The organism is Candidatus Palauibacter sp. (assembly GCF_965222475.1).
Lineage (GTDB): Bacteria > Gemmatimonadota > Gemmatimonadetes > Palauibacterales > Palauibacteraceae > Palauibacter.
The window spans coordinates 45,933-71,812 of record NZ_CBDCUB010000002.1; the positions used below are offsets into that span (position 1 = coordinate 45,933).

Below are 25,880 nucleotides of genomic sequence, written 5' to 3' on the forward strand. Positions count from 1 at the left end.
GGGGCGCCTGACAGGCGGTTCGAACCTGTAAGCGTTGCTTACAAGTTGGCACAGCGCCCGCCGCGAGTAGTCAAGGATTACTTGACACCTGCGTCGTCTTCGGTGCGCTGCCGCGCGGTCGACCTGGCCGCCGGGGGGCCGCTGGAGTCAAATGGCCATCGTGGGGACGTTGTATTGGAGAACGCGGCGGTCTCCGGTCACGAGCGTCAGCCCCTCCGCGCGAGCCTGGGCGACCAGGAACCGATCGAACGGATCGCGGTGCAAAACCGGGAACCGGGCCGCCTCTTCGGCATGCCGGAACTCCAGCGGCAGATGCGTGAATCCTCTCTTCTCTACCAGCGTGGACAGCCCTTCGGGAGCGTCAAGGCGTCCCTTCGCTCTCTTGGCCTCGATTTCCCACCCCGTGATCGCGCTCACAAAGACCTCGTTGCGGGGATCGACGATCGCGGAGCGGGCAAGATCCGAAATCCGCGCGACATCGGACAGACACCACAGGAACACGTGCGTGTCCAGAAGGAGACGTCTCACAGGCGGACTGCTAGTCCTCGTCCGGGAAGATCTTCGAGCTTTCCATCGGCACCATGAGTTCCTGATCGGGTTCGTCGAAGTCTTCGGACAGCCGGATCTTTCCCTCCAGCCCCCCAAGCTTCCGTTCCCGCAGAGGCTCCCGGTACGGCTCCAGCCGCAGGTACGGCTCACCGGCTCTCGCGATGACGATCTCCTCGCCCGCCCAAGCCAGCCTGCCGAGGCGAGAGAGCTGTGATTTGGCTTCGTGCATGTTCACTTTCACCATCGAGCCCGCCTTGGCTAAGTCCGACTAAGTCTCACCCGATCAGGGGGTCGTGTCAAGATTCTCGCCGGGTATCAAGCTCACCATCAATCAACACGGCGGCGGCGCGGTCGACCTGGTCGCCGGGGGTGCTGACGAGAGCGCCGGCCACGTGGGCGCGTACGGCGTCCAGCATCTCGCGGGCGATGGCGATGCCCTCGCGAGCGGCCGCCTCCCCTCCCCGGTTCCGGGCCGCGGCCATGCGGTCGAGAACGGCGGTCGGAACGTCGACGCCGGGCACCTCGTGGGCCAGGAACTCCGCGTTCTCGAGTGACAACGGCGGCCACAGGCCGACGAGGATCGGCACGCCGAACTCCTCGATCGTGCGGACGAAGGCAAGGAACGCCTCGGGGTCGAAGGCCGGCTGGGTGACCGCGAAGTCCGCGCCCGCCTCCGCCTTCCAGGCGAAGCGGCGGATCTCCTCTTCCGGATCGAGAGCGCCGGGGTTCACGGCCACACCCTTCACGAACGAGGTGGGGGAGCCGATCGAGCTGCCGCCCGGGTCGAGGCCGAGGTTCAACTGCTGGACGACGTTCGTGAGGCCGATGCTGTCGATGTCGTACACGCCGCCGGTGTCGTAGGGGCCGCCGCGGGGCGGGTCGCCGGTGATGAGCAGCAGGTTGCGGAGACCGGCCGCGGCGGCGCCGAGCAGATCGCTCAGCATGCCGAGCATGTTGCGGTCGCGGCAGCCGTAGTGCGGGACCGTCTCGATGCCCAGCTCGCGTTCGATGACGATGGCGGCGGGCAGTGATGCGATCCGGCTCCGGTGCGCGGGACCGTCGACGATGTGGACGGTGTGCACACCCGCGTCGCGGAGCCGGCGGGCACCCGCCAGCAACTCGCTCGGGTCCCACCCGTGCGGCGGCGTGACCTCGACGGCGCGGACGAAACGGCCTGCCGCCAGTCTCCGTCCGAGGGCCGAGCGATCGGCCAGCGGTGGCGGATCGGTCGTGGGCTCGCCGCCCGGTTCGGTCGGCCGGGCGACCGCCACCCGCACCGGCTCGTGCGAGTTGGTCCCGAGCAGCGTCGCCGTCAGACGCGTGTGCTCGGGCCCGGTGCCACAGCAGCCCCCCACGAAGCGGGCCCCGGCCTCGGCCATGCGCCGCGCGTAGCGGGCCATGTACTCCGGGCTCGCGAGGTAGATCTTCCGGTCGCCGATGTCGCGCGGCAGCCCCGCGTTGGGCAGCGCCGAGACGGGACGCTCCGCGGCGGCGGCCATGCGCTCGATCCCGAACAGCATGGCCGACGGCCCCACCGAGCAGTTGAGCCCGATCACGTCCGCCCCCGCTTCGTCCAGCGTCCGCGCCGCCGCCTCGACGGGCGCGCCGTACGCCGTGTACCCCTCTTCGCCGAACGTCATCTGGGCGAAGACGGGCGCGTCGCCCGCCACGCGCCGCACCGCCCGCAGCGCCTGCAGCAGTTCGTCGAGATCGGAAAACGTTTCGAGGATGAAGCCGTCGACCCCGCCCTCCGCGAGGCCGGCGACCTGGCGACCGAACAGCGCCGCGGCCTCGTCGACGGAGGTGGGGCCCCACGGTTCGATCCGGATGCCGAGCGGCCCGATCGCCCCCAGCACCTCCGCCCGCTCGCCCGCCGCCTGCCGGGCGAGCCGCGCGGCCGCCACGTTGATCTCCTCCGTGGAGCCGTCCAGCCCGAACGCCTCCAGCTTGACCGGGTTCGCGCCGAAGGTGTTCGTCTCGACCAACTGCGCCCCGGCGCGCACGTAGTCCGCGTGGACCCCGAGGACCAGATCGGGCTGCGTAAGGTTCAGTTCATCGTAGCACTGGTTGACGAACACGCCGCGCTCGTAAAGCACCGTGCCCATCGCGCCATCGATGACATGGACGGCATCCCCCTCGATCCACTCCCGCAGCCGCGCGCTCATCCCGCTGCCTCCAGCGCGACCTCGCGGTCGTAGGCAAGGTTGGGCGACAGCCGCCGCTCCGCCTCCTCGAGCGAGACCCCGCTCCGCTCCGCGTAGTCCTCCACCTGGTCGCGACCGATGCGGCCCAGACCGAAGTACCGCGCCTCCGGTCGCGCGAAGTACCACCCGCTCACCGATGCGGTCGGCAGCATCGCGTAGTTCTCCGTGAGCGAGATTCCGAGGCGCCGCTCCACGCCGAGCAGATCGAACAGCAGCGCCTTCTGCGAATGGTCGGGACAGGCGGGATATCCCGGCGCCGGCCGGATCCCGACGTACGCCTCCGCGATCCGCGCCGCGTGGTCGAGCTTCTCTTCCGGCGCGTACCCCCACAGCTCCGTCCGCACGATCTCGTGCAGGCGTTCGGCCAGCGCCTCGGCCAGGCGGTCGGCGAGCGATTTGGCGAGGATGCTCCCGTAGTCGTCCGCCTCCGCCTCGAAGCGCGCGCACAGCGCCTCGAGCCCGATCCCGGCGGTGACCGCGAACCCTCCGTTCCAGTCCGCCACGCCGCTCGCTTCCCGGGCAACGAAGTCGGCCAGACAGACGTTCGGACCCGACGACCGGTCCATCTGCTGCCGGAGATGCGGCACCGTCAGCAGTTCGCGACCGCGATCGGCCGAAAAGAGGACGATGTCGTCGCCCCGGGCATTCGCCGGATACAGCCCCGCGGCCGCCCGGGCCGTCAGCGACCCGTCGCGCACGATGCGATCCAGGAGCCGCCGGGCATCGTCGTACAATTCGCGTGCCGCCGCGCCGCGCACCGGGTGATCGAGCAGACCCGGGAAGCGCCCCTTCATCTCCCAGGCCTGGAAGAAGGGCGTCCAGTCGATGTAGTCGACGAGCTCCTCCAGCGGGAACGGGTCGTAGACGCGGACCCCCGGCTCGCGCGGCGTCACGACGGGCCGGCGCGCGTCGATCGAGAGCCGGTTCGCTCTCGCGGCCGCGAGCGAGGCGAGTGGTCGCTGCCGGTCCCTGAACTCGGCGCGGATGCGCCGGTACTCGGCCCGTGTCTCCTCGACGAACGCGGTCCTCCGGTCGTCGCTCAGCAGCTTCCCCACCACCCCGACGGCCCGGGACGCGTCGAGCACGTGCATGGTCGCGCCGGAGTAGCGTTCCTCGATCTTCACGGCGGTGTGCTTCCGGGAGGTCGTGGCCCCGCCGATCAGGAGCGGCACGTCGAACCCCTGCCGCTCCATCTCGCTCGCCACCCGCACCATCTCGTCCAGCGACGGCGTGATGAGACCGCTGAGGCCGATGATGTCCACACGGTGCGACCGGGCCTCCGAGAGGATCCGCTCCGGAGGCACCATGACGCCGAGGTCCAGCGTGTCGTAGCCGTTACACTCGAGCACCACGCCGACGATGTTCTTCCCGATGTCGTGCACGTCTCCCTTGACCGTGGCGAGGAGGATCGTCCCCTTCCCCTTTCGTGCCGCGGCCGCACGCCTCCCTTCAGCGGTGGCCTGCTTTTCGGCCTCGAGGTGGGGGACGAGAAACGCCACGGCCCGCTTCATGACGCGCGCGGATTTGACCACCTGCGGCAGGAACATGCGGCCGCTGCCGAACAGGTCGCCCACCCGGTTCATTCCGGCCATCAGCGGACCCTCGATCACGTCGAGCGCGCGGGCGTACCCGAGACGGGCCTCCTCGGCGTCCTCCTCTATGTACTCGACGATCCCTTCCACGAGCGCGTGCTCGAGCCGCTCCTCGACGCCCCGTGACCGCCAGGCGTCGTCCACCCGGGTCCGCACCCCCTGTTCGCCGATCCGCCCGGCGAGATCCGTGAGCCGCTCCGTCGCGTCGGGACGCCGGGCGAGCAGCACATCTTCCACCGCCTCGAGAAGCTCGGGGGCGATGTCGTCGTACAGGGGGAGCCGGCCGGCGTTGACGATCCCCATGTCGAGACCGGCCGCGATCGCATGGTACAGAAACGCCGTGTGCACGGCTTCGCGTACCTGGTCGTTCCCCCGCCAGGAGAAGGAGATGTTGCTGATTCCGCCGCTGGTCGACGCTCCGGGCAGCTCGCGCTTGATGCGGCGCACCGCTTCGATGAAGGCGATCCCGTATTCGTCGTGCTCCGCCATCCCGGTGCCCACGGCGAACACGTTGGGATCGAAGATGATCTCCTCCGACCGGAAGCCGGCGCCGAGCAGGAGCTTCCAGGCCCGGCGGCAGATCTCGAGCTTGCGATCGACAGTGTCGGCCTGACCCCGCTCGTCGAAAGCCATGACGATGACCCCCGCCCCGTAGCGCCGGATCAGGGCCGCCTGCTCAAGGAAGACCGCTTCCCCTTCCTTGAGTGAGATCGAGTTGACGATGGCCTTGCCCTGGACGCACTTGAGCCCGGCCTCGATCACTTCCCAGCGCGAGGAGTCGACGACCATCGGCACGCGCGCGATGTCGGGCTCCGCCGCGATCAGGTTCAGGAACCGGGTCATGGCGGCTTCGGAGTCGAGCAGCCCTTCGTCCATGTTCACATCGAGAAGCTGCGCGCCGTTGAGCATCTGGTCCCGCGCCACCTCGACCGCCTCGTCGAACGCGTCCTCCCGAATCAGACGCCTGAAGCGGGCCGAACCCGTGACGTTGGTGCGCTCCCCGATATTGACGAACAGCGTGTCCGGCCGGATCACCAGCGGCTCGAGCCCCGAGAACCGGGGCAGCGGGTCGAGCACCGGGATCCGCCGCGGCCGCGCTCCGTCCATCCGGTCCGCGATGGCCCGGATATGCTCGGGCCCGCTGCCGCAGCACCCACCCACGACGTTGAGTAGCCCCCGGTCCGCAAAGTCGCCCAGCAGGTCGGACATGTGCTCGGGCGTATCGTCGTAACCGCCGAACTCGTTCGGCAGCCCCGCGTTCGGGTAGCAGCTCACGGGCGCGTCGGCGACGGTGGCCAGTTCCGCCACGTACGGGTCCAGTTCCGCCGCGCCGAGCGCGCAGTTGAGCCCGACGAAGATCGGATCCGCGTGGCGGACCGAGAGCCAGAACGCCTCCACGGTCTGGCCGGACAGCGTACGCCCCGACAGGTCCGTGATCGTGCCGCAGACCGCGATGGGGATGGCCTCGCCCCGCTCCGCGGCGAGTTCGAGGATGCCGAAGATGGCGGCCTTCGCGTTCAGCGTATCGAACACGGTCTCCACGAGCAGCACGTCGGCGCCCCCTTCGATCAGCCCTTCCGCCTGGGCGCGATAGGCGCGGGCCAGTCCGTCGAAGGTGACCGCACGGAAGGCCGGGTTCTCCACGTCGGGCGAGAGCGAGGCCGTCCGGTTGGTCGGTCCCATGCTCCCGAGCACGAACCGCGGGCGCGACGGATCCAGCCGCGTTGCGCGCTCCGCTTCCCTCCGGGCGATCCTCGCGGCCGCTACATTCAGGTCGTGGATGAGGCGGGCGTTCCCGTGCTCCGGGGAGATACCGTAGTCTGCCTGGGAGATGGCCTGCGCGTTGAAGGTGTTCGTCGTGATGAAGTCGGCGCCGGCCTCCAGGTACGCGCGGTGAAGCGACGCGATATCCCGGGGCCGGGTCAGGCACAGCACGTCGTGGTTGCCGGCCAGGGGACGATCGTGGTCGGCGAGGGGGCCCGAGCGGTAGGCCGTCTCATCGAGGCCGAGGCCCTGGATCATCGTCCCGGTGCCACCGTCCATGATCAGGATGCGCCTCTTGAGCGCCTCCCGGATCTGTACGCTGCGCGACTCACGACTGTTGGCCACGGCCCTCACCCGCAAAAAAAATCCCGGTCGCCAAAGATCGCGCCCGGGGCGTGGCTCTTTAGCGATTGTTTAGCGTGGCTGCAAGCTGCCTCAAATCACCACGGCCGGATTTTCCGGCGGGCGAAAACTAGCGCACCCGCCATCGCGACGAAACCGAACACGCGCACGCGGTTAAACAGCGTGACGAAGGGACGTGTTTCGCCTCATATGGACAAGCGACGACGTGAAGCGGGCCGCGTGGCGTTCGCCCTCGCGGTTCTGGCGATAACAGGGGCGGGGTGGGGGCTCTCGGCGCAGGAACCGTCGCTCTCGCCGACCGCGGCCGTGGCGACCGTCTTCAGCGGGGGCGTGGCCCCCGCGGCCGTGGAGGCGGTACGCCGCGAGGGCGAACTCTCGATCGATGGCCGGCTCGACGATCCCGCGTGGCAGCCGGCCCCCATCATCACCGACTTCGTCCAGGGCGTGCCGCTGGAGGGCGCGGAGCCGTCCGAGCCGACCGAGGTCCGGGTCGTGTTCGACGACGGCGCCCTCTACGTCGCCGCCCGCATGTACGAGAGCGACCCGAGGGTGATCCGGGCGCGCCTCACCCGCCGGGATGAACGCGGTTCCTTCGACTCCTTCAAGCTCTCGCTCGATCCGAACCGTGACGGGCTGACCGGTTACGAGTTCGAGGTCAGCGCCGCCGGCGCCGAGACCGACAAGTACCTGTTCGGCGATACCCAGGAGGACGGAAACTGGGACGCGATCTGGGACTCCGCCGTGCAGGTCGACGACCAGGGGTGGACGGTCGAGATGCGGATTCCGCTCTCGCAGATCCGCTACGAAGCCCGGCCCGGCGTGCAGACCTGGGGGATCAACTTCGAGCGCCGCCGTCTCGAGACCAACGAAACGGACTACTTCGCCCTCCAGTCGCGCACGGCCCGGGGACGCGTGAGCCAGTTCGGCACGATCGACGGGCTCCAGCTCGCGCGCTCGAGCCGGCGGTTCGAGGTGCGGCCGTTCGCCGTGTCCCAGTACCACACGGCGCCCGCCGACATCGGAAACCCGCTCTTCGACGGCAGCGAGATGGAGCCGCGCGGGGGCCTGGGCCTGAGCATGGGAATCGGCTCCGCGTTCAGCCTCGACGCGACAGTCTATCCGGACTTCGGCCAGGTCGAAGTGGACCCCGAGGTCATCAACCTCACCGCCTTCGAGACCTTCTTCCCGGAGAAGCGCCCGTTCTTCGTGCGCGACGCGCAGATCTTCACTTTCGCCGGCTCGCGCGGCGGCCGGATGGGCGGCGGCAAGGCGCTCTTCTTCAGCCGGCGGATCGGGCGGGAACCGCGAGGATCCGGGCCCTACGAGGCAGACTACCGCGATACGCCGCATCTGACGTCCATCCTCGGGGCGGCGAAGCTGACGGGCCGGACGCAGGGCGGTCTCTCCGTCGGCGCGCTGGCGGCGGTGACCGGGCAGGAGATGGGGCAGGCGTACTTCGCGGGGCCGGATTCCCTGGGACGGTTCGTGGCCGAGCCGCAGGCCGAGCACGCCGTGTTGAGGCTTCAGCAGGATTTGCGCGGCGGCGCGAGCAAGATCGGCGTCATCGGCACCGGGCTGAAGCGAGAGCTTCCGGGCAGCGGATCGTTCGATTACCTGCCGTCGCAGGCGTTCAGCTTCGGGCTCGACTTCGAGCATCAGTGGGGCGGCCGCCGCGGCCGCGACTACCGTCTGTGGGGCTTCTACTCGGGCAGCCTCGTCCGGGGCTCCAGCGATGCACTCGTGCGGCTGCAGCGCAATCCGACCCACTATTTCCAGCGTCCCGACGCCACCTACCTGGCGGTCGACTCCACCGCCACCTCCATGTTCGGGAGCGACTGGCGGGTCCAACTGGAGAAGGAGGGCGAGCACTGGACGTGGGGCACGTGGTTCGGACAGCAGACCCCCGGCTTCGAGGTCAACGACTTCGGGTTCCTGACCAGCGGGGAACGGCTCGATGCGGGCGCGCGCATCAGCTATCGGGACATCACCCCCGGCGATCTGTTCCGCAACTACAACATAAGCCTCTTCACCTACCACAACTTCCGTCATTCGCTGCTCCAGCAAGTGCGGGACCGGGACAACTGGCGGCGGTCCTACGACACGGGCGCCGCGTGGCTGAGCGGAAGGTTCACCTTCCTGAACAACTGGGGCCTGAACCTGAATGTCTCGTATTCCCCCGAGAGCCAGTCCGACACGCAGACGCGCGGGGGGCCGCTCATGACCGAGCCCGCGGAGTTCAACGTCCGCGTGGACGCGAACACGGATCGGAGCCGGGCCTTCCACGTGTCGCCGCGTTTCTCCTACCGCATGGCGGCACAGGGACGTGGACATGACTTCAATACCGGCTTGAACTTCTCGTTCCGTCCCGTTCCCAACTGGCGGTTTTCCCTGGGCCCGAACTACTCGAATAGACGGGACGGGGCCCAGTACGTGACCCGCACGGAGACCCTGACGTACGGGCCGACGTACGGTACGCGGTATCTGTTCGGCGACCTCCAGCGGACGAGTTTCTCGATGGAGACCCGTCTGAACGTGTCCTTCACGCCCGACCTGAGCCTCCAGCTCTATGCGCAGCCCCTGCTCTCCTCGGGCGATTTTCGCGGCTACCGGCAGCTCGCCACCGCCGGATCGTTTGATTTCCTCGACCATGCCGAGGGGCGGGCCTACCGCTTCAACGGCGTCGTCACGGGATGCACGGACGGGACGACCTGCGCCTTCGACGGCGTGCGCTACTTCGACTTCAACACCGACGGCGTGCTGGACTACTCGACCCGGGACCGCGACTTCAACATCCGTTCGCTGCGCGGCAACGCGGTGTTCCGCTGGGAGTATCGCCCGGGTTCGGAACTCTTCCTCGTGTGGCAGCACGCCCGCCGCGAGAGCGTCCTGCTCGGCAACTTCGACATCAACCGGGACCTCGAGGGGTTGTTCCTGGCGCCGGCGGAGAACGTCTTCATCGTAAAGGTGAGCCACTACCTCTCGATCTGATCCCCGCCGAGCGCCTCACCGCTCTCGGCGCTCACGCCGGGTCTTGCCACGGGCGACAGCCCGCGACAAAAGCCCGGCTACGTTCGAGCGGCGATCCATCTCGCCTGAACCGCTTCGCTCTGCGTTGCTCCTCGGTCACATAGCGCTGCTATGCTCCCTCGTCGCGCCTTGTCAGGCGAGCGCCTCACCGCTCTCGGCGCTCACGCCGGGTTTTGCCACGGGCTGATTTGGGGTGCAGGTTGGCGGAGCGGATGTTTCGCTGCCGCTGACGGCCTGTTCCCGCCCGGAGACGAATCCTTGCCGACAAGCCCACTGCGCCTGGTCGAGGTGACGCTGCGAGAGATCGAACTGCCCCTGAAGGAGCGGTTCGTCATCTCGTCGGGATGGATGGAGAATCGCCGCATCCTCCTGCTCGAACTCCGCGACGAAAGCGGCGTCACGGCCTGGTCGGAGTGCGTCTGCGGCGACCTTCCCAACTACTCCCCCGAGACGGTGGACACCGCCTGGCTCGCGCTGCGGCGCTGGCTTCTGCCCCGGATCCTCGGGCGGGAGATCGAAGGGCCGGGGGTCGTGAAGGCCCTTCTGGACGACGGCGTGCAGGGGCACCCGATGGCCAAGGCGGCGATCGAGATGGGGTTCTGGGGACTGGCCGCGGAGGCTGCGGAGGTCTCTCTCTCCCGGCTCGTGGGCGGGACGCGGAGCCGGGTCCCGACGGGGATTTCCATCGGGCTCCAGGCCTCCCCCGCGGACCTCGTGGTGAAGGCGAGGCAGGCGGTCGATCAGGGCTACCGGAAGGTCAAGCTCAAGATCGGTCCGGAAAAGGATCTCGAGTACGTCGCGGCCGTCCGCGAGGCGCTAGGGCTCCGGATGCCGCTCGCCGTCGACGCGAACGCGGCCTACACGCTGGAGGATGCGGACCACCTGGCGAGGCTGGACGCGTTCGACCTCATCATGATCGAGCAGCCGCTCGCGGCCGGAGACCTCGTGCGCCACGCGCGGCTCCAGGAACGGATCGACACCCCGCTCTGCCTCGACGAATCGATCGTCGACCCGGCCACCTGCGAGGACATGCTCGCACTCGGGAGCGGCCGGATCGTGAACATCAAGCCGGGGCGGGTCGGCGGGTTCCGGAGCGCCCGCCGGATCCACGACATCTCCCGGGACGCCGGCGTCCCGGTCTGGTGCGGCGGCATGCTGGAGAGCGGGATCGGCCGGGCCTACAACGTCGCCCTCGCCTCGATGCCGAACTTCGAACTCCCCGGTGACCTGTCGCCGAGCGCCCGCTACTGGACGCGGGACATCGTGACGCCCGAATGGACGATGAGCGCGGACGGCTTCGTGACCGTGCCTCGCGACCGGCCGGGCCTCGGCGTCGAAGTGGACACCGAACGCGTCGAAGCGCTCACCCGCCGGTCCGAGACGTTCGCCGCGGCCGCCCCCGGCGTCCCGGCGTGACCGAGTTCCGCCCGCTGGAGACCCTCGACGAACTGCGCGCGTGCGTCCGCCTCCAGCGAACGACCTGGGGGGAGGGGTTCGCGGACATCGTGCCCGCGTCCGTCCTGCAGGTATCGCAGAAGATCGGCGGCTTCGCGGGAGGAGCGTTCGAGGAGGACCGTCTCATCGGTTTCGTCTATTCGCTTCTCGGGCGTTTCGAAGGGGTCGAGGCGCACTGGTCCCACATGCTGGCCGTTCATCCGTCCGCGCGCGGGGGCGGGCTGGGCCGGGAGCTGAAGCTGTTTCAGCGCGAGGCTGTCCTCTCGAGCAGGATCGGCACCATCTTCTGGACCTACGACCCCATGGTGGCCCGCAACGCGCACGTGAACCTGAACCGGCTCGGCGCGACGGTGCTTCGCTACGTGCCGAACATGTACGGCTCGGATACGGGGAGCCCCTTGCACGCCGGGGGCGATACCGACCGGTTCATAGTCCGGTGGGATCTCGACGGACCGGAGACCCGCCGGGCGCTCGAGGAGGGATCCTCGAGGTCCGCCGGCCGTCTCGCGGTTCCCTTGCCGGATCCGGCCCACGTCGTGCCGCGGCCGGACGGAATACAGGGGGCGGGCGACGGACTGCCCGGGGGTGAGGAGGTGTTCGTCGAGATTCCGGCGAATGTCGAATCGCTGCCCCCCGACGGAGCGCTGGTAAGGTGGCGCGAGACCGTGCGCGACGCGGTCTTGACCTATCTCAGGAGGGGATATGAAGTGCAGAGCCTGGTCGCGAACATCAAGGCGGATCGCTGCTTCTACGTCCTGCGTCGGAACTGACGCCATGAGCCAGACGCAGAGTTCACGGCGCACGCAGGCGGCGGCCGCCGGGATGTGGGCTTTCCTCGCGTCCCTCGCCGCGGCCGGTGCGGAAGCCCAGACGCCGTACACCGTCGAGGACATCCTCTCCGCCCCCTTCGCGACGGATCTCGTCGCCGCGCCCTCGGGCTCGGCCTTCGCCTGGGTCCGGTACGACCGCGGCGCCCGCGGCATCTGGGTCGCCGAAGGGCCCGATTTCGTCGGCCGTCAGCTTGCAGCCTGGTCCGAGGACGACGGACAGGACCTGTCGCAACTGCGGTTCACGCCGGACGGGCGTCAGATCGTTTTCGTGCGCGGCGGCGGGCCGAACCGCGCCGGGGAAATCCCGAATCCGCGCTCCGAGCCGGAGCCGGCGAGCCGGATGGTGTGGGTCGCGTCCCTCGATGGCGCCGCCCGATCGCTGGCGGAAGGGACCTCACCCGCCATCTCCCCCGATGGCCGAACCGTCGCGTTCCTGAACCGCGGGCAGGTCTACACCGTGACGCTCGACGGGTCGGAGCCCGCGGGCCCCCTTCTCCGCATCCGCGGCAGTGCGGGGTCGCTCACCTGGTCTCCGGCGGGGGACCGGCTGGCCTTTGTGAGCAACCGCGGCGATCACGCGTTCGTCGGCGTATTCGGGCTCGACGACCGATCCGTCCGCTATCTGGACCCGAGTCTGGACCGGGACGGCGACCCCGTCTGGTCTCCGGACGGAACCCGGATCGCCTTCATCCGCGTCCCCAACGAGGGGGGGCGCCTCCCGTTCTCGCCCGTCCGCAGCGCCCTCCCCTGGTCCATCCGCGTGGCCGACATCGAGACGGGGACGGCGCGCGAAGCGTGGCGCGCGCTGCCGGGCAGCGGCAGCGCCTTCCGGGGCGTGAGCGGCCCCGCGCTGGCGTGGCTCGCCTCGGACCATTTCCTGTTCCCGTGGGAGCGCACGGGTTGGCAACATCTGTACTCGGTCCCGGTGGCGGGCGGCCAGGCGACGCACCTCACGCCGGGTGATTTCGAGGTCGAATACGTACTCCCCGCGCCCGACGGAGAATCCGTCTATTTCTCATCCAACGAGGGCGATATCGACCGACGGCACCTGTGGCGCGTGGCCCCCGGGGGAACGCCCGAGGCCCTCACTTCGGGAACCGGTATCGAGTGGAGCCCCGCCGTGACGGCGGACGGCGTACTGGGCTTCATCGCTTCCGACGGGCGAACGCCGGCCCACGCCGAGGTCCAGACCGGAGGGGAGCGGCGGCCGCTCGTCGACGCCTTCATGCCGGACGCTTTCCCGTTCGAGAGCCTCGTGGAACCGCGGCAGGTCACGTTCCGCTCCGAGGACGGGATGCTCATCCACGGGCAGATCTTCCTCCCCTCCACCGGCGCGGAGGGGCGCCGGCCCGCCGCCATCTTCTTCCACGGCGGGTCGAGGCGTCAGATGCTGCTTGGCTGGCACTACCTGCGCTACTACCACAACACCTACGCCCTGAACCAGTACCTCGCGAGCCGCGGCTACGTCGTCCTTTCGGTGAACTATCGCAGCGGAACGGGCTACGGCCTCGAGTTCCGGGAGGCGCTGAACTACGGGGCGCGCGGGGCGAGCGAGTACAGGGACGTGATCGCGGCGGGCCACTACCTCGCCGAGCGCGACGAGATCGACCCGAACCGGATCGCGCTCTGGGGCGGATCCTACGGGGGCTACCTCACGGCGCTTGGGCTCGCTCGGAACTCCGACGTGTTCGCGGCGGGGGTCGACATCCACGGCGTACACGACTGGAACGTCGTCATCCGCAACTTCGTGCCATCCTACCAGCCCGAGACGCGAGAAGCCTTCGCGCGGCTCGCCTTCGAGTCTTCCCCCATGGCCTGGATCGACGGCTGGCGCTCTCCGGTGCTTTTGATCCACGGCGACGACGACCGCAACGTGCCCTTCTCCGAGTCCGTGGACCTGGTCGAGTCGCTCCGCGCGCGCGGCGTTGAAGTCGAGCAGCTCGTCTTCCCCGACGAGGTGCACGGTTTCCTCCTGCACCGGAACTGGCTCGAGGCCTTCGAGCGCGCGGCGGCGTTCCTGGACGCGCATCTCGGCGGGTCGGCGGCCGCGGGAGGCGCGAGGCCTTGACGGCCCGCATCGCGGGACAACTCGCCCTCGTCACCGGGGCCAGCGCGGGAATCGGCGAGGCGATCGCGCGCGGGCTGGCCCGCGATGGCGCGAACCTCGTGCTGTGGGCCCGCCGCTCCGACCGGCTCGCACAGTTGGCGGAGGAGATTGCCTCGACCACCGGAGTGAACGTGCGGACCGGTGTCGTCGATGTCCGCGATCACGAGGCCGTGGTGGCCGAGGCGGACCGGCTCACGGCCGCGACCGGGGCCCCCGACATCGTCATCAACAACGCCGGGCTCGCCGCGGGCATGGCGCTCGTCCAGGACGCCGATGTCGACGACTGGAACCGCATGATCGACACGAACGTGAAGGGGCTGCTGTTCGTGACGCGCGCCTTCCTGCCGGCCATGCTCGCGCGGGACTCGGGTCATGTGGTCAATATCGGGAGCATCGCGGGCCGGCAGGTCTACCCGCGCGGGAGCGTCTACTGCGCCTCGAAGTACGCCGTCCAGGCGCTCACCGAGGGATCGAACCTCGATGTCCTGGGTACGGGGGTCCGCGTGTCGGGGGTCAACCCCGGCATGGTCGAGACCGAGTTCTCCCTCGTCCGCTTCGGCGGCGACGCTGCACGCGCCCGGGCGGTGTACGAGGGCACGCACCCACTTCGAGCGGAAGACGTCGCGGAGGTGGTCTCCTTCGTGCTCAACGCCCCACCCCACATCAACGTGGCCGACGTCGTGGTCCTCTCGAACAGCCAGGGCAGCATACACCACATCCACCGCGACGGGGGATGAGCGTCGCAGGATTCGCCGGACTCCTCATCGGATGTCCAGACCCGGCTCATGTGCGCGAATGGTACCGCCGCCACCTCGGGCTCCGGTTTTCCGCGGGAGAGGGGGCCCGTTTCACCTGGCGCGACGTCGACAGCGGACGGTCCTCCGACACCCGGCTCGACTTCGTCGATGAGGCCTCGCAGCGCCTGAATCCCGGTACCCCGCCCGTGGTCGTGCGCTATCTCGTGCGCGACCTCGAGGCGCTGGCCGAGACGCTCCCGGAGGGCGGCGACGGCCTGACGATGCGGGAGGGCCGGTGCGGTTGGATGATCGACCCGGACGGGCGGCGGGTGGAACGCTGCGAGGCCGCGGCAGCCTCGGAACCCCCGGTCGATCACGGAAGGGTGACGGGGATCGGCGGTGTCAACCTGCGCGTCCAGGACCTCGACGGGCTCGTCGCGTCTCTACGCGGGGGCGGGGGCGGCGTCTGGGTCGACCCGAACACGGAGGCCTACGAGTACGGGAAGTTCGCCTGGATCGTCGACCCCACGGGCGCACGCGTCGAACTGTGGGAGCCCGCTCCCGCCGCGAGCTGACGCCTTCGCCGGCCCGCCCCCCCGCTTTCTCCTCCCGCGTTCCTCGCCTCTTGACACATCGCGATATATCGAATAGTGTTCCGATATATCGAGACACGTCGGCATGATGAGCGTTACGGAGGACGAGAGATGTTCACGAACCGGGATGGACTCGGCGCCTGGGCGAACTGCTGTGGCCCCGGCGTCTTCCGCTTCTCCGGCGGCTTCGGCCCCAAGCGGCGGATCGTACGGAAGGGCGAACTGAAGTTCGTCCTCCTCCGCCTCCTCGCCGACGAGGCGATGCACGGCTACGAACTGATGCGGCGGCTGGAGGAGGAGTCGGGCGGCCTCTACACGCCGAGCCCGGGCTCCGTATACCCCACCCTCCAATTGCTGGAAGACCAGGGCTACGTCTCCTCGACGCAGGAGGACGGCAAGCGCGTCTACCAGCTCACGTCCGAGGGCCACGCCTTCCTCGAGGAACACGGCTCCCGGACCCGGGACATCTTCGGCCGCTTCGTGAACATGGGCGAGCGTTTCACCGGGGCCGCGATGCGCGAGGTCACGCGCTCGTTCATCCACCTCGCCCAGGTGAGCTTCGAGCGGGCCACGGGCGGGCACGGCGATCCGGAAACTCTGGCGAGGGTCAAGGCAATCCTCGACCGTGCCGCCCGCGAGATCGAGACCGCGTGGCCGGAGCCCGGATCCGCCGCGACCCGGGAGGCGTGAGCCATGTTTGAATTCGCGCTTCTGGGAGTGATCGCGGTATGGCTCTGCCGTCGCCAGGGCTGGGGTCGGGGCGACCTGCAACGGGCCCTCGGCAAGCTGGGGCGTGTGGGCCGGAGCGCCCTCGGTACCACGCATCGAGCCTGGCCTGGCCTGCTCGCGCAGTGCGCGGCGGACATGAAGGGCCTCGTGCGAGACATCGCCCGGTTCCTGCCTTCGGGCGCGCGGGCTCGTCTCGAACGGCGCGCGCGGAGACCCTCGACCCGCTCCAACCGCGGTCTTGACCGGGCCCCCGTCCGCGACGGCGGCAGAGCCATCGCGACCGCGAGCCCGAGACCCGAAGACCGGGCCGTCGCCCACCTCCAGCGCCGCTATGTCGACGGCCGCATCAGCCTCGAGGAATACGTCGAGGCGGCCCGCGCACTCCGGACCGGGAGCCCGCGGGCCTTCGCCCGACCGCCGTCCTAGCCGGCGTCCCGGCTAGCGTCTCACGTGCCGCTCCCACGGGGTGCGGGTGAAGTATGACTCCGTCATCTCCTTGATCTGGGGCGCCAGGAATATGAGCGCAATCAGGTTCGGGATGATGACGATGGCCAGGAAGATGTCCCCCAGTGACCACACCACGGCGAGCGGCAGCACCGCCCCGACGAAGTGCATCGCCACGAAGACCAGCTTGTAGGGGATGATCGCCCGCGGTCCGAACAGGTAGTTCGCGCAGCGGTCGCCGTAGTAGCTCCACGAGATCGCCGTCGAGATCGCGAACAGGAAGACCGAGAAGATCACGATGTAGTGACCCCAGTCGCCGAGCGGCGACAGGCCGCGCTGGAATCCCATCTGCGTCAGGGGAGCGCCCGTCTCGTAGGCCTGCCCGTAGAGCACCGTCAGCTCCCGCCCGTCGTCGGCCACCGCCACGGCACGCGCCGGATCGACGGCACCGCTGAACGGCTGCGTGTGCGCCTCGTCCTCGAACAACTGCGGCACGGAAACCTCGTGCCACGCCACATGCGGCTCGCTCGTCACGCCCGGCCGCCCCAGCGTGTAGCGGATCGTCCCGGTCGGATCCGTCGGCACTGATGAGCCGCCTTCGTCGAGCACGACGTAGCTGAGATCCCCTCCCTCGAGCGCGATCTCGGTGTCGACCTGTTCGTTCCAGGCCCCGGTCATGATCAGGACGAGCGCCGTCATGGTCACGATGACGATCGTGTCGATGAATGGCTCCAGCAACGCCACCACGCCTTCCGACACCGGTTCATCCGTCTTCGCGGCGGCGTGCGCGATCGGTGCGGAGCCCTGCCCCGCCTCGTTCGAGAACAGCCCGCGGCGTACACCCCACATCAGCGTGACGAGGAACGCGCCCACACCGGTGCCCGCCACGCCGGCCGTCGGATTGAACGCCTCCCGGAAGATGAGCGCGAAGGTTCCCGGCACCTGGTCGATGTTGAGGATGATGATGAGCATCGCGGCGCTCACGTAGACGATCGCCATGGCCGGAGCGAGGATGCTCGTGACGCGGCCGATGCGCTTGATCCCGCCGAGGATAACGAGCGCGACGAGGGTCGAGGTGACGAGCCCCGTGATCCACGTGGCGATCCCGAACTCGGAGAGCATCGCGTCGGCGACCGTGTTGGCCTGGTTGGCGTTCCCCGTCATGAACGCGGTCAACCCAAGCATGACGGCGAAGAAAGCGGCGATCGGCTTCCAGCGCGGCCCGAGGCCCTTCTCGATGTAGTACATGGGTCCGCCCGAGACCGTCCCGCTGTACTTGGCGGAATCCTCGTCGACCTCGCGGTACTTCTGCGCCAGCGTGACCTCGCTGTACTTCGTCGCCATGCCGAGGAAGGCAGTCATCCACATCCAGAAGAGCGCTCCCGGACCACCCAGGTGGATGGCAATCGCGGCGCCGGCGATGTTTCCGATCCCCACCGTGGCGCTGAGCGCGGTGGTCAGCGCCTGGAAGTGCGTGACGTCGCCCGGATCGTCGGGATCGTCGTAACGGCCGGTGGCCACCGCCACGCCGTGCGCGAACTTGCGGATCTGCGGCAGGCCCAGCTTCAGCGTGAGGTAGGTCCCGATGCCGAGGAGGAGGAGGACCTGAAGCGTCAGGCGTTCTCCAGCGATCGTGATCCCGAACTGCGCGATGTTTCGGTCGAGCCAGTCGACGATTGTGGCGAAGTCCATGCGGTTTCCCTGTTGAGGAGCCGTGGCAGGAGTAGCGCTGAGTTTGGCCACCGGCTGCCGAGGCTGCAACCGCCAGCGGCTCGCCGGTCCGCCGATGGCGGGGCGGCCGGTACCTGTCGCGCCCCCCCCGGATCGGTAAGTTCGTTCGCGCCAGCGGCGGCCCGGAGTCGGCGTCGCTCCAACACCGGGCCCCGAAACCACATCCGACACGCTCACCCGAAACACACGAGGGCAGACGTGGGTGCGGATCCGAGGCGATGACAGGGACGCAATGACAGGGACGCAATGACGGCGGACACACACAGTCCCGGCCTGCCGGCCCGGATCGGGCGGCTGTGGGAGTTCGCGACGAACCTCTCGTGGACGTGGAACCGGGAGGCGCGGTCCGTCTTCCGCGCCATCGACCCGCCGCTGTGGCGTCGGTCGCGGAACAATCCCGTGGCGCTGCTTCGGAAGGTCGGAGACGCGCGCCTCCGCGCCCTGGCCGGGGATCCGGCGTTTCTGCCGCGCTACGACGCGCTGTGCGCAGCGGTGGACGCGGCTGCGAGCCGCGAGTCGACCTGGTTCCAGCGGCGATACCCCCAGTTCGCCGCCACCCCGATCGCCTATTTCTGCGCCGAGTTCGCTCTGCACGAGTCCATCCCCATCTACTCCGGAGGGCTCGGGGTGCTGGCCGGAGACCACCTGAAGGCCGCTTCGGAACTCGGCGTCCCTCTCGCAGGCGTCGGCCTCATGTACGCGCACGGCTACTTCGACCAGACGCTGGGCCCCGACGGCTGGCAGGAGGACGCCGATGATCCGCTCGATCCCCGGCTGACGCCGCTCGAGCGACTGCGCGGGGCGGACGGCGTGCCCTGGCTCACATGGATCCAGGGCGCGGGCCGACGCATCCACGTCGGAGCCTGGCGGGTCCGGGTCGGCCGCGTGCCGCTGTACCTGCTCGACACGGACCTGGACGAGAACGACCCGGCGGACCGCGGCCTCGCGCACCAGCTGTATGCGGGTGGGGTCGACCACCGGCTGCGCCAGGAAGCGCTGCTGGGCGTCGGGGGCGTACGGGTCCTCGCGGCGCTCGGAATCGAGCCCAGGGCGTGGCACGCCAACGAGGGCCACGCGGCGTTCATGATGGTCGAGCGGGTACGGGTCCTCATGCGGGAGGGTCTTCCCTTCCCCGACGCCGTGGCCCGCGTCCGCGCCTCGACCGCATTCACCACACACACGCCCGTGCCTGCCGGTCACGACGTGTTCTCCCATGCTCAGATGCGGGACTGGACGGGCGAGAAGTTCTGGGAGGAGATCGAAGCGCGGGACGAACTACTGGGGTTGGGGCTTCATCCGGACGACGAGGGACGCGACCGTTTTCACATGACGGCGGCCGCGATCCGGCTGTCACGACGGGTGAACGGCGTCTCCACGCGCCACGGCCACGTCAGTCGGGAGATCTGGCGCGGATTGTGGGCGAACCGGCCGGCCGGGGATGTCCCGATCCGGCACGTCACGAACGGCGTACACCTCGGGACGTGGATGCATGAGGACATCCGCGGTCTACTGGATGACCGTCTCCCGGCGGAGGACCTGTGGCGGGTGCGCCGCCGGCTCAAGCTCAGACTCCTCGACCTGATGCGCGAGGAGGCCCGGGGCCGTTGGCGCGAACACTGGCCGGAAGCGGAGCACCTCGTCGGGGCGGGCACGCTCATGAGCCCGTATCCGCTCACGATCGGCTTCGCGCGGCGCTTTGCCGCGTACAAGCGCGCGGACCTCGTCTTCCGCAACCCCGACCGGTTGCTGGCGATGCTCTCCGATCCGCGTCGGCCGGTGCAACTGATCTTCGCGGGGAAGGCGCACCCGCGGGATGACGAGGGCAAGCGGGTCCTGCAACGCATCTACGAGCACACCCGGGACCCCCGGTTCGAGGGACGGATGGCCTTCATCGAGAACTACGGGCTCCACACGGCCCATCGCCTCGTCGAGGGCGTCGACCTGTGGCTCAACCTGCCCCGCGTCCCGCTGGAGGCGAGCGGGACGAGCGGGATGAAGGCCGCACTCAACGGCGTACCCCAACTCGCGACGAAGGACGGGTGGTGGGAGGAGGGATTCGAGGGAGACAACGGCTGGATCCTGCCGCGCGCGCCGGAAGACGCGACCGAGGAGGAGACGGACCGCCACGACCACGAACACCTCTTCCGCCTTCTCGAGGACGAAGTCGTCCCCCTCTTCTACGACCGGCCGGGCGAGGGCTCATGGGACGACGCCCCCGGGGGCTGGATCGAGCGGGCGCGGCGGGCCATCGAGGTGGCCGGCGCGCGGTTCACCGCCCAACGCATGGTGCGAGAGTACGCCCGCGACTACTACGTCCCGGCGCTGCGTGGACTCTCCGACGGCGACGACCCGCCGACTCACAGGTAGCGGCTCATCCCCGGAGGGAGGGCCACGGCTCGCGCTCCTAGGCGTCATTCTCCATGATGCGCAACAACGGACTAGCGTCCGACCGTCGCGCGGGCAACGCCTCGGCCGGCGGGCCGGGGCGCTCGTGCATCTAGCCGCATCGCTTGCGTGCATTTCGCGTCTTGCGGAACATGGGACCGCCCGCTGTATAGTGTCCCCCGATGGTCGGAAGGCCGGTTGCCTCGGACGTGGAAGCGCGGTTGCCTCGGACGTGGAAGCGCGGTTGCGGGGCAAGGAGTCCGGCGGGGGTCACAACGGTGTCCGTCCAAAGCCCCCAGCGCAGTCCGAGCCAGCCGAGAGCGGCAGGCAGGCGAGAAGCGTGGACGGCGGCCGAGAGGTCGAGAAGTAGCTCGCCGGTCTAAGTCGATCCGACCCGACGGGACCGCCCCTAGGCGCAAAAGCGCGCCAGACCGTAGACCGTGACAGCTGCGATTCGACGAGACGGGGGCTCGGGACGACCGCCTTGGCCGAAACGCCGGGTGTTTGGTCGTTTCTTGTCCCGGTTGGTCGTGATTTGCCCCAGTTTTGGTCGTCCTTTGCCGCAGTCCTTTGCCCCCTTCGCTCTCACTCTTCGAGCTAAGATCGGAGTCAAGAAACCGCGAAGCGGTTTCGCAGGCTTCGATCCCTTGAAGGACTCCCGGAATTAAGATCTTCGGTTAACCGCTGCCCGGAGTATGTAGCCACCCCTCGCGCGCACCCGCCGACCTCACGACTATAGCGGCCGGCAGCAAGTGGGCTGCCGCCAAGACCGGAGAAGGAGAAAGCGATGGGTGACCTATACGACGCTGCCCCGCCATGGATGCAGGAGGCGATGCAACAACACGATGAGTTCCGGCAGGCTCTTTCTGCCGTAGAGGGCGAGGGCGGCAAGCTCGGGGACTTGATCGAGTACGCGGTGCTGTTCCGCGCACAGGCGAACATGGCTCGCAACAACACGCCCTTGCCGCCGGAGCGGCAGCGTCGAATGGATGAACTCGAAGCGACACTTCGTGACGCCGGAGTATCCCGGGAAGCGCTGCATCGGTTAGGGATGGCGTTCGGCGGCGAGGGGAGCTAGAGATTTGCGAAACGCCGCACCTTTCGCTTCGGGAGATCCGCGAGAAAGCCGCCCGCAGGCGCGCAGCCGCCAGACAGAGCTTCGCGCCCAAGCCTCGGAAACTGACGCCGCGCGAGCAGCAGGTATGGGCTTACGTCGCCGCGCGGACGGTTCGGTAGGCAGGTGCGCCTCCGGGCTTGCATTACGTGTCACACGAGGCACACTTTTGCGGCGTCGAAACGTGCTGTCTTGTGCCGTGTACGAAGAAAAGGAACGAGGTAGAAGACCACTGGCTGGAGGCCTTAGGGATGGATAAGATTGCCCGCGCCGTGCGGGACTACGCGGCTCGGAAGTTCGTGCCTTTGAGCGGAGCTTCTCCTCTCACCCGACGTTCGCACCCCCCCGACTTCCTCGTCGTGCTCAACGATCTTGGCGTCGTGCTCAACGATCTCAACGTCGCCAGTTGGTGCGTGCTCGTGGAGCATGGCTACCCGGAGGAGCCGCCAGAACTCGTTTCTCCCTCGTTTGAGCCTACCGAGGAGATCGAGGCCGTCGAGCATGGGGGCCAAGCAGATCTATTTCCGGGCTGGTGAGCAAAGCCGACAACGGGGACGAGAAGAACCTTCCCGACCGACCTGAGGAGCAGACCCCGGCTGAGCGCACCGAACGCCAACGGATGCGCGTCCGGTACACCGAGACCTCCTGGAGCGCACCGCTGCCTCCCCCTGCGCTTCTTCGGGAGTTCAACGAGGCCGTCCCCGGTGCGGCCGACGTAATCATCTCCGAGTTTCAGGAACAGGGTCAGCATCGCAGGGGCATGGAACGCCAGACGACAGAAGCACGCGTCTTCGCCGTCAAGGCCGGGGCGGTATGGCCTCCAGCGATGGATGCGCTGTTGGTCCTTTCGGGGTTTGGGTCTATCGTCGCGGGCAGGCCCTTCATCGGAGCAGGGATTCTGCTGTTTCTCATGATCGCCATTCTTGTGATCCGGTTGTTCCGAACTCCCGATGAGGGGGAATCGGAAGCGCCACAGGATTCGGAGGATTCCGGCAAGGATGACGAGGAGACGCCCACCCGGAGGGACGGCGACGGCTCGCGCTCCTAGCGGGGCGGCAGGAGTTCGTCGAGGTACTGCACGAGCATGTTGCGCCATGTGGGCCAGTCGTGGTGCCAGTCTTCGCCCCAGTCGTCCACCCGGTTCGGCACGCCCTTCCCCACCAGCCGCGACGCCATGCGCCACGACTCGTCGATGTCCTCGGCGCGCCCGCGTCCGGACGCGAAGAGGACGAACCGTTCCCGCAGCCGGTCGAGCGTCTCACCCGTTAGATCCGGCAGGTAGTGCAGAGGGGACGCGTAGTAGAAGTCTTCCGTGATCCCGGCCTCGATCCCGGTCTCGTCCTTCAGAAACCGCCCGAGGTCGTAGGTCCCGCTCATGCAGAGCGCGTGCGAGAAAGCGTCCGGGAAGCGGCACAGCATGGCCAGCGCGTTGAAGGCCCCGATGGAGGATCCCGCCGCCATCACGTCGATCGAGCGGTCGTTGCAGTCGTCCTGGATCCAGGGGACGAACTCGTAGCCGACGAAATCCTGGAACCGGTTGAGCACGCGCATGCGGTGCTCGGGCGTCCCCTCCCGGCCGAGCATGGCGCGGCCGGCCACGCTGTCGCACGAATAGACCTTGAGACGACCGTCCGTGAGGTAGTCCGCCACCGTGTCGAGGACGAGGAAGCGCTCGATCTCCTCCGCGTCGCCGGCGGCGGTCGGGAACATGAGGAGGGGGACGCCGACCTCGCCCCAGCGGACGACGTTGACTTCCTGCTCGAGACGGTCCGACCACCAGCTTGTGATGAGCTTCATGACGCGAGGATGGGTACGCTGCCGGGCGGCTCTTCCCGCCGGGCAGCCTGGATGCGGTTGAAGAACAGATCGGTGAACTCGCCAATCTCGTGATCCGGATACAGCGACGACACCTTCGCGTGGACCGCGTCGCGGGCCGCCTCGCTGCCGAAGAACTCGTCGGCCACCTCGTCCAGATGGCCGAGATGCGTATCGCAGAAATCCACGAATCGGTCGGTCTCCAGGCGCGCCTCGGCGATTTCGCCGCAGACCCGGATCCTCTCCTTCGGCGTCATCCCGGCGCGGCACGCGTCGAAGAACGGTTGCCAGTCGAGGTTGATGCGCATTCGCCTCCGGGTCGCCGCGCAGAAGATGGACCAGCGGATGTTCGCCTTGATGAGCCAGGGGAAATGATAGTGGAGCGAGGTAACCTGCGAATCAGGGCACGGGTTCGCGAAGTCGATCGGCATCCACCGCCCGCCGCTGCGGAGGGCTTCGCAGGAGTTGAAGTCCCACCCGAAGAAGGCGTTGATCGTGAGCGTCATGTCGCGGATCTCGCGGGCGTCGCTCGCGCCGAGAAAACCCCGCTCGAGGGTGTACCGGTCGTGTTGCGGGGCGCCGGGGTCGTAGAGAACGGCGCGTGTCTGTGGTCCCAGCCCGACGCAGCGGACGAAGCGGTCGTGCGCTTCCACTCCCTGCTGCAGGTGCATCACGAACTTGCCGCTCCCGTCGTACGCAGCCCGCAGCGAGTCATCGTCTTCGATCCGTGACACGCCGCGCCAGCCGCCCCCGTCATAGGGCTTCATGAAGAGGGGGTAGCCGAGGTCGCGCGCCACGTCCGCGAGATCGAACAGCCGCGCGTAGCGGCGGAGGGTGACGGCGAGGTCGTCCCTGGGCTCGTACGACTTGGGTGGGAGCAGCCACGTCCGTGGGACGGGGAGACCCAGCTTCATCATCGCGCAGTAGGTGCTGTGTTTCTCCATCGACTGGACGCTCCACGGATTGTTGAACACGTAGAGGTCGTCCATGATCACGGACTTCTTGATCCACTCGCGCGTCGGGAAGTACCAGTGCGTCAGGCGGTCGATGACGAGGTCGTAGCCGACCCGCTTCTGCAGGTCGAAGGGTTCGATCGTGACGTCCTCGACCTGGAAGCGCACGGTGCCGTCCGCGGCGGGAATCCGGAGATCCAGCCGCTCGAGAATCTTGCGATAGGCGATGGGCCAGCAGAGGTCCGCCCCCAGCGAGAGGCCGATACGGCGCGTAATCTCGGGCGCCGCCGCGGTCATTCGTACACCATCCAGAGCGGGCCCGGGAAGAGCCACGAGAGGCCCTCGCGAAGCCGGTCGCGCCAGTTCTCCCAGTTGTGCCCGTCGCGTGATTCGACGAATCGCACGTCCACGCCGCCCCGGCGCAGCACGGGGATGAGCGCACGATTCTCGGAGACGAGCGCCTCGTAGACGCCCACGGAGACGAACGCCTTCTCTGCCAGCGGGGCGGGCTCGGCCCGGTACGCATTCATCATGGCGACGGTCCGGTCGAACACGGGCCCGCGCTCGTTGTCGCCGATGTCGGTGAACACGAAAGAGCCTGACTGGAGGAGCAGGCGGCCGAAGCGGCCCGGGTAGCGAAGCGCCGCATGGAAGGAGGCGACCGCCCCGAGGCTGGCCCCCATGAGGCCGCGCGACTCGGCCCCGGGGAGCAGCGGGTAGTCGCGCTCGAGCCGCGGCAGCAACTCATCGACCACGAACCGGGCGTGTCCGGGGTCCGCCGCGTATTCGGACATCCGGTCGCCGGGGTGCAGCAGAGCCACGACAATCTCGGGAATCTCGAACCGCCGGATCAGCTGATCGAGCACCTGGCGCAGACTCGCGTATTCGACGTAGTCCGCGCCGTCGTGGACGATGAGCAGGGGGTAGCTCCGCGTGGCGCGAAACTCCGCCGGCCGGTACACGCTCACGTGCCGGGCCGAACGGAGCACCCCGCTCTCGACGACGAGTTCATCCAGGACGCCGGCGGGCGCCTCGGCGTCCTCGCGGGTCCAGTCGGGGATCTCGTATCCGCGCGCCTGCACGACGGAGTTGGCGCCGAACGGGTCGCGCGCGTGGAGCGGATTCAGGGGATCCTGGACCCACTCGGCCCGGCCGTGCCTCAGCACCTCGACCTTGTATTCGACCCGGGATTCGTCCGGCAACTCGAACGTGTAGCACCAGAGATCGGTTCCGGCAATGCGGCGAAACGGCGCCGATGTCTGCAGTCCGTGCACCCAGTGTCGAAGCCGCACGCCCTCGGCGGGGCCTCGGTAGACGAAGGTGTAGAGGGGGGGCTCCGCGAGCGGGAACTCGTGGGCGGCGAGAAACGCGTCCATCGCTTCGGGATCGGACGCCAGCCGCTCCTCCAGGGCAGCGATGAGGGCCGATCGCGGCATGGGCGTGGCGGGCCCGTGCGCCCGCGTGTGGGCGTCGAAGGTCATCGGCCCG

The 25,880-nt window shown here is 68.6% G+C and carries 20 protein-coding genes and 1 riboswitch; of the genes, 12 read left to right on the plus strand and 8 right to left on the minus strand.

All coding sequences use genetic code 11. The features are described from left to right. Positions 1-147: 147 nt before the first annotated feature. The 4 genes from ACOQPP_RS05610 to metH all read right to left on the minus strand — a co-directional run bounded on the left by ACOQPP_RS05610 (position 148) and on the right by metH (position 6,454). Positions 148-528: a type II toxin-antitoxin system VapC family toxin gene (locus ACOQPP_RS05610; protein ID WP_419166225.1), complete on the minus strand. Its 381-nt coding sequence runs from the start codon at positions 526-528 to the stop codon at positions 148-150. Between the two features lie 10 nt (positions 529-538). After that, a complete protein-coding gene (locus tag ACOQPP_RS05615) occupies positions 539-778 on the minus strand; it encodes a type II toxin-antitoxin system Phd/YefM family antitoxin (RefSeq protein ID WP_420636000.1) in 240 nt (79 codons plus the stop codon). Positions 779-845: 67 nt separating this feature from the next. Continuing rightward, a complete protein-coding gene (locus ACOQPP_RS05620) occupies positions 846-2,714 on the minus strand; it encodes a bifunctional homocysteine S-methyltransferase/methylenetetrahydrofolate reductase (RefSeq protein WP_419166223.1) in 1,869 nt (622 codons plus the stop codon). After that, positions 2,711-6,454, minus strand: a complete 3,744-nt coding sequence (gene metH, locus ACOQPP_RS05625) for a methionine synthase (protein ID WP_419166222.1) — start codon at positions 6,452-6,454, stop codon at positions 2,711-2,713. Before metH ends, ACOQPP_RS05620 begins: the two co-directional genes overlap by 4 nt. Positions 6,455-6,492: 38 nt before the next feature. Further along, a riboswitch (SAM riboswitch) is annotated at positions 6,493-6,566 on the minus strand. A 95-nt stretch (positions 6,567-6,661) separates the two neighbouring features. Here metH and ACOQPP_RS05630 point away from each other — a divergent pair. From ACOQPP_RS05630 to ACOQPP_RS05665, 8 genes are all read left to right on the plus strand, one after another. Next, positions 6,662-9,460 carry a DUF5916 domain-containing protein gene (locus ACOQPP_RS05630; protein WP_419166221.1) on the plus strand — a complete coding sequence of 933 codons (2,799 nt, stop codon included), beginning with the start codon at positions 6,662-6,664 and terminating at the stop codon, positions 9,458-9,460. Between the two features lie 297 nt (positions 9,461-9,757). Further along, complete coding sequence (gene menC, locus ACOQPP_RS05635; RefSeq protein WP_419166220.1) at positions 9,758-10,915, plus strand: o-succinylbenzoate synthase; 1,158 nt, start codon at positions 9,758-9,760, stop codon at positions 10,913-10,915. Further along, the gene (locus ACOQPP_RS05640; protein ID WP_419166219.1) at positions 10,912-11,724 is read left to right on the plus strand and encodes a GNAT family N-acetyltransferase; all 813 of its coding nucleotides are present in this window, start codon (positions 10,912-10,914) and stop codon (positions 11,722-11,724) included. The genes menC and ACOQPP_RS05640 overlap by 4 nt, the downstream gene beginning before the upstream one ends. A 4-nt stretch (positions 11,725-11,728) precedes the next feature. Further along, positions 11,729-13,852, plus strand: a complete 2,124-nt coding sequence (locus ACOQPP_RS05645; protein WP_419166218.1) for a S9 family peptidase — start codon at positions 11,729-11,731, stop codon at positions 13,850-13,852. Continuing rightward, a complete protein-coding gene (locus ACOQPP_RS05650; protein WP_419166217.1) occupies positions 13,849-14,628 on the plus strand; it encodes an SDR family NAD(P)-dependent oxidoreductase in 780 nt (259 codons plus the stop codon). Before ACOQPP_RS05645 ends, ACOQPP_RS05650 begins: the two co-directional genes overlap by 4 nt. Next, positions 14,625-15,203, plus strand: a complete 579-nt coding sequence (locus ACOQPP_RS05655; RefSeq protein ID WP_419166216.1) for a VOC family protein — start codon at positions 14,625-14,627, stop codon at positions 15,201-15,203. Before ACOQPP_RS05650 ends, ACOQPP_RS05655 begins: the two co-directional genes overlap by 4 nt. A gap of 129 nt (positions 15,204-15,332) precedes the next feature. After that, positions 15,333-15,911 (plus strand): PadR family transcriptional regulator, encoded by a 579-nt coding sequence (locus tag ACOQPP_RS05660; RefSeq protein ID WP_419166215.1) that lies wholly within the window; start codon positions 15,333-15,335, stop codon positions 15,909-15,911. 3 nt (positions 15,912-15,914) lie between these two features. Then, positions 15,915-16,376 (plus strand): hypothetical protein, encoded by a 462-nt coding sequence (locus ACOQPP_RS05665; RefSeq protein WP_419166214.1) that lies wholly within the window; start codon positions 15,915-15,917, stop codon positions 16,374-16,376. 12 nt (positions 16,377-16,388) lie between these two features. Here ACOQPP_RS05665 and ACOQPP_RS05670 read toward each other — a convergent pair whose 3' ends face one another. Continuing rightward, a complete protein-coding gene (locus tag ACOQPP_RS05670) occupies positions 16,389-18,086 on the minus strand; it encodes an alanine/glycine:cation symporter family protein (protein WP_419166213.1) in 1,698 nt (565 codons plus the stop codon). Between the two features lie 285 nt (positions 18,087-18,371). Between ACOQPP_RS05670 and glgP the strand changes: the two genes are divergently transcribed. The 4 genes from glgP to ACOQPP_RS05690 all read left to right on the plus strand — a co-directional run bounded on the left by glgP (position 18,372) and on the right by ACOQPP_RS05690 (position 22,672). Then, positions 18,372-20,492, plus strand: a complete 2,121-nt coding sequence (gene glgP / locus ACOQPP_RS05675; protein ID WP_419166212.1) for an alpha-glucan family phosphorylase — start codon at positions 18,372-18,374, stop codon at positions 20,490-20,492. 850 nt (positions 20,493-21,342) lie between these two features. Continuing rightward, positions 21,343-21,588, plus strand: a complete 246-nt coding sequence (locus ACOQPP_RS05680) for a hypothetical protein (RefSeq protein ID WP_419166211.1) — start codon at positions 21,343-21,345, stop codon at positions 21,586-21,588. A 287-nt stretch (positions 21,589-21,875) separates the two neighbouring features. Then, on the plus strand, positions 21,876-22,160 hold the full coding sequence (locus ACOQPP_RS05685) for a hypothetical protein (protein ID WP_419166210.1): 285 nt from the start codon (positions 21,876-21,878) through the stop codon (positions 22,158-22,160). Further along, positions 22,157-22,672: a DUF2335 domain-containing protein gene (locus ACOQPP_RS05690; protein WP_419166209.1), complete on the plus strand. Its 516-nt coding sequence runs from the start codon at positions 22,157-22,159 to the stop codon at positions 22,670-22,672. Before ACOQPP_RS05685 ends, ACOQPP_RS05690 begins: the two co-directional genes overlap by 4 nt. On the opposite strand, the gene ACOQPP_RS05695 is transcribed toward ACOQPP_RS05690, so the two are convergent. From ACOQPP_RS05695 to ACOQPP_RS05705, 3 genes are read right to left on the minus strand one after another with little or no spacing between them, the layout of a single operon-like run. Beyond that, positions 22,669-23,421, minus strand: a complete 753-nt coding sequence (locus ACOQPP_RS05695) for an esterase family protein (protein ID WP_420636001.1) — start codon at positions 23,419-23,421, stop codon at positions 22,669-22,671. The genes ACOQPP_RS05690 and ACOQPP_RS05695 overlap by 4 nt on opposite strands. Next, the gene (locus tag ACOQPP_RS05700) at positions 23,418-24,689 is read right to left on the minus strand and encodes an ATP-grasp domain-containing protein (protein WP_419166207.1); all 1,272 of its coding nucleotides are present in this window, start codon (positions 24,687-24,689) and stop codon (positions 23,418-23,420) included. The genes ACOQPP_RS05695 and ACOQPP_RS05700 overlap by 4 nt, the downstream gene beginning before the upstream one ends. Next, positions 24,686-25,873 carry an alpha/beta hydrolase gene (locus ACOQPP_RS05705; protein ID WP_419166206.1) on the minus strand — a complete coding sequence of 396 codons (1,188 nt, stop codon included), beginning with the start codon at positions 25,871-25,873 and terminating at the stop codon, positions 24,686-24,688. The genes ACOQPP_RS05700 and ACOQPP_RS05705 overlap by 4 nt, the downstream gene beginning before the upstream one ends. Positions 25,874-25,880: the final 7 nt, after the last annotated feature.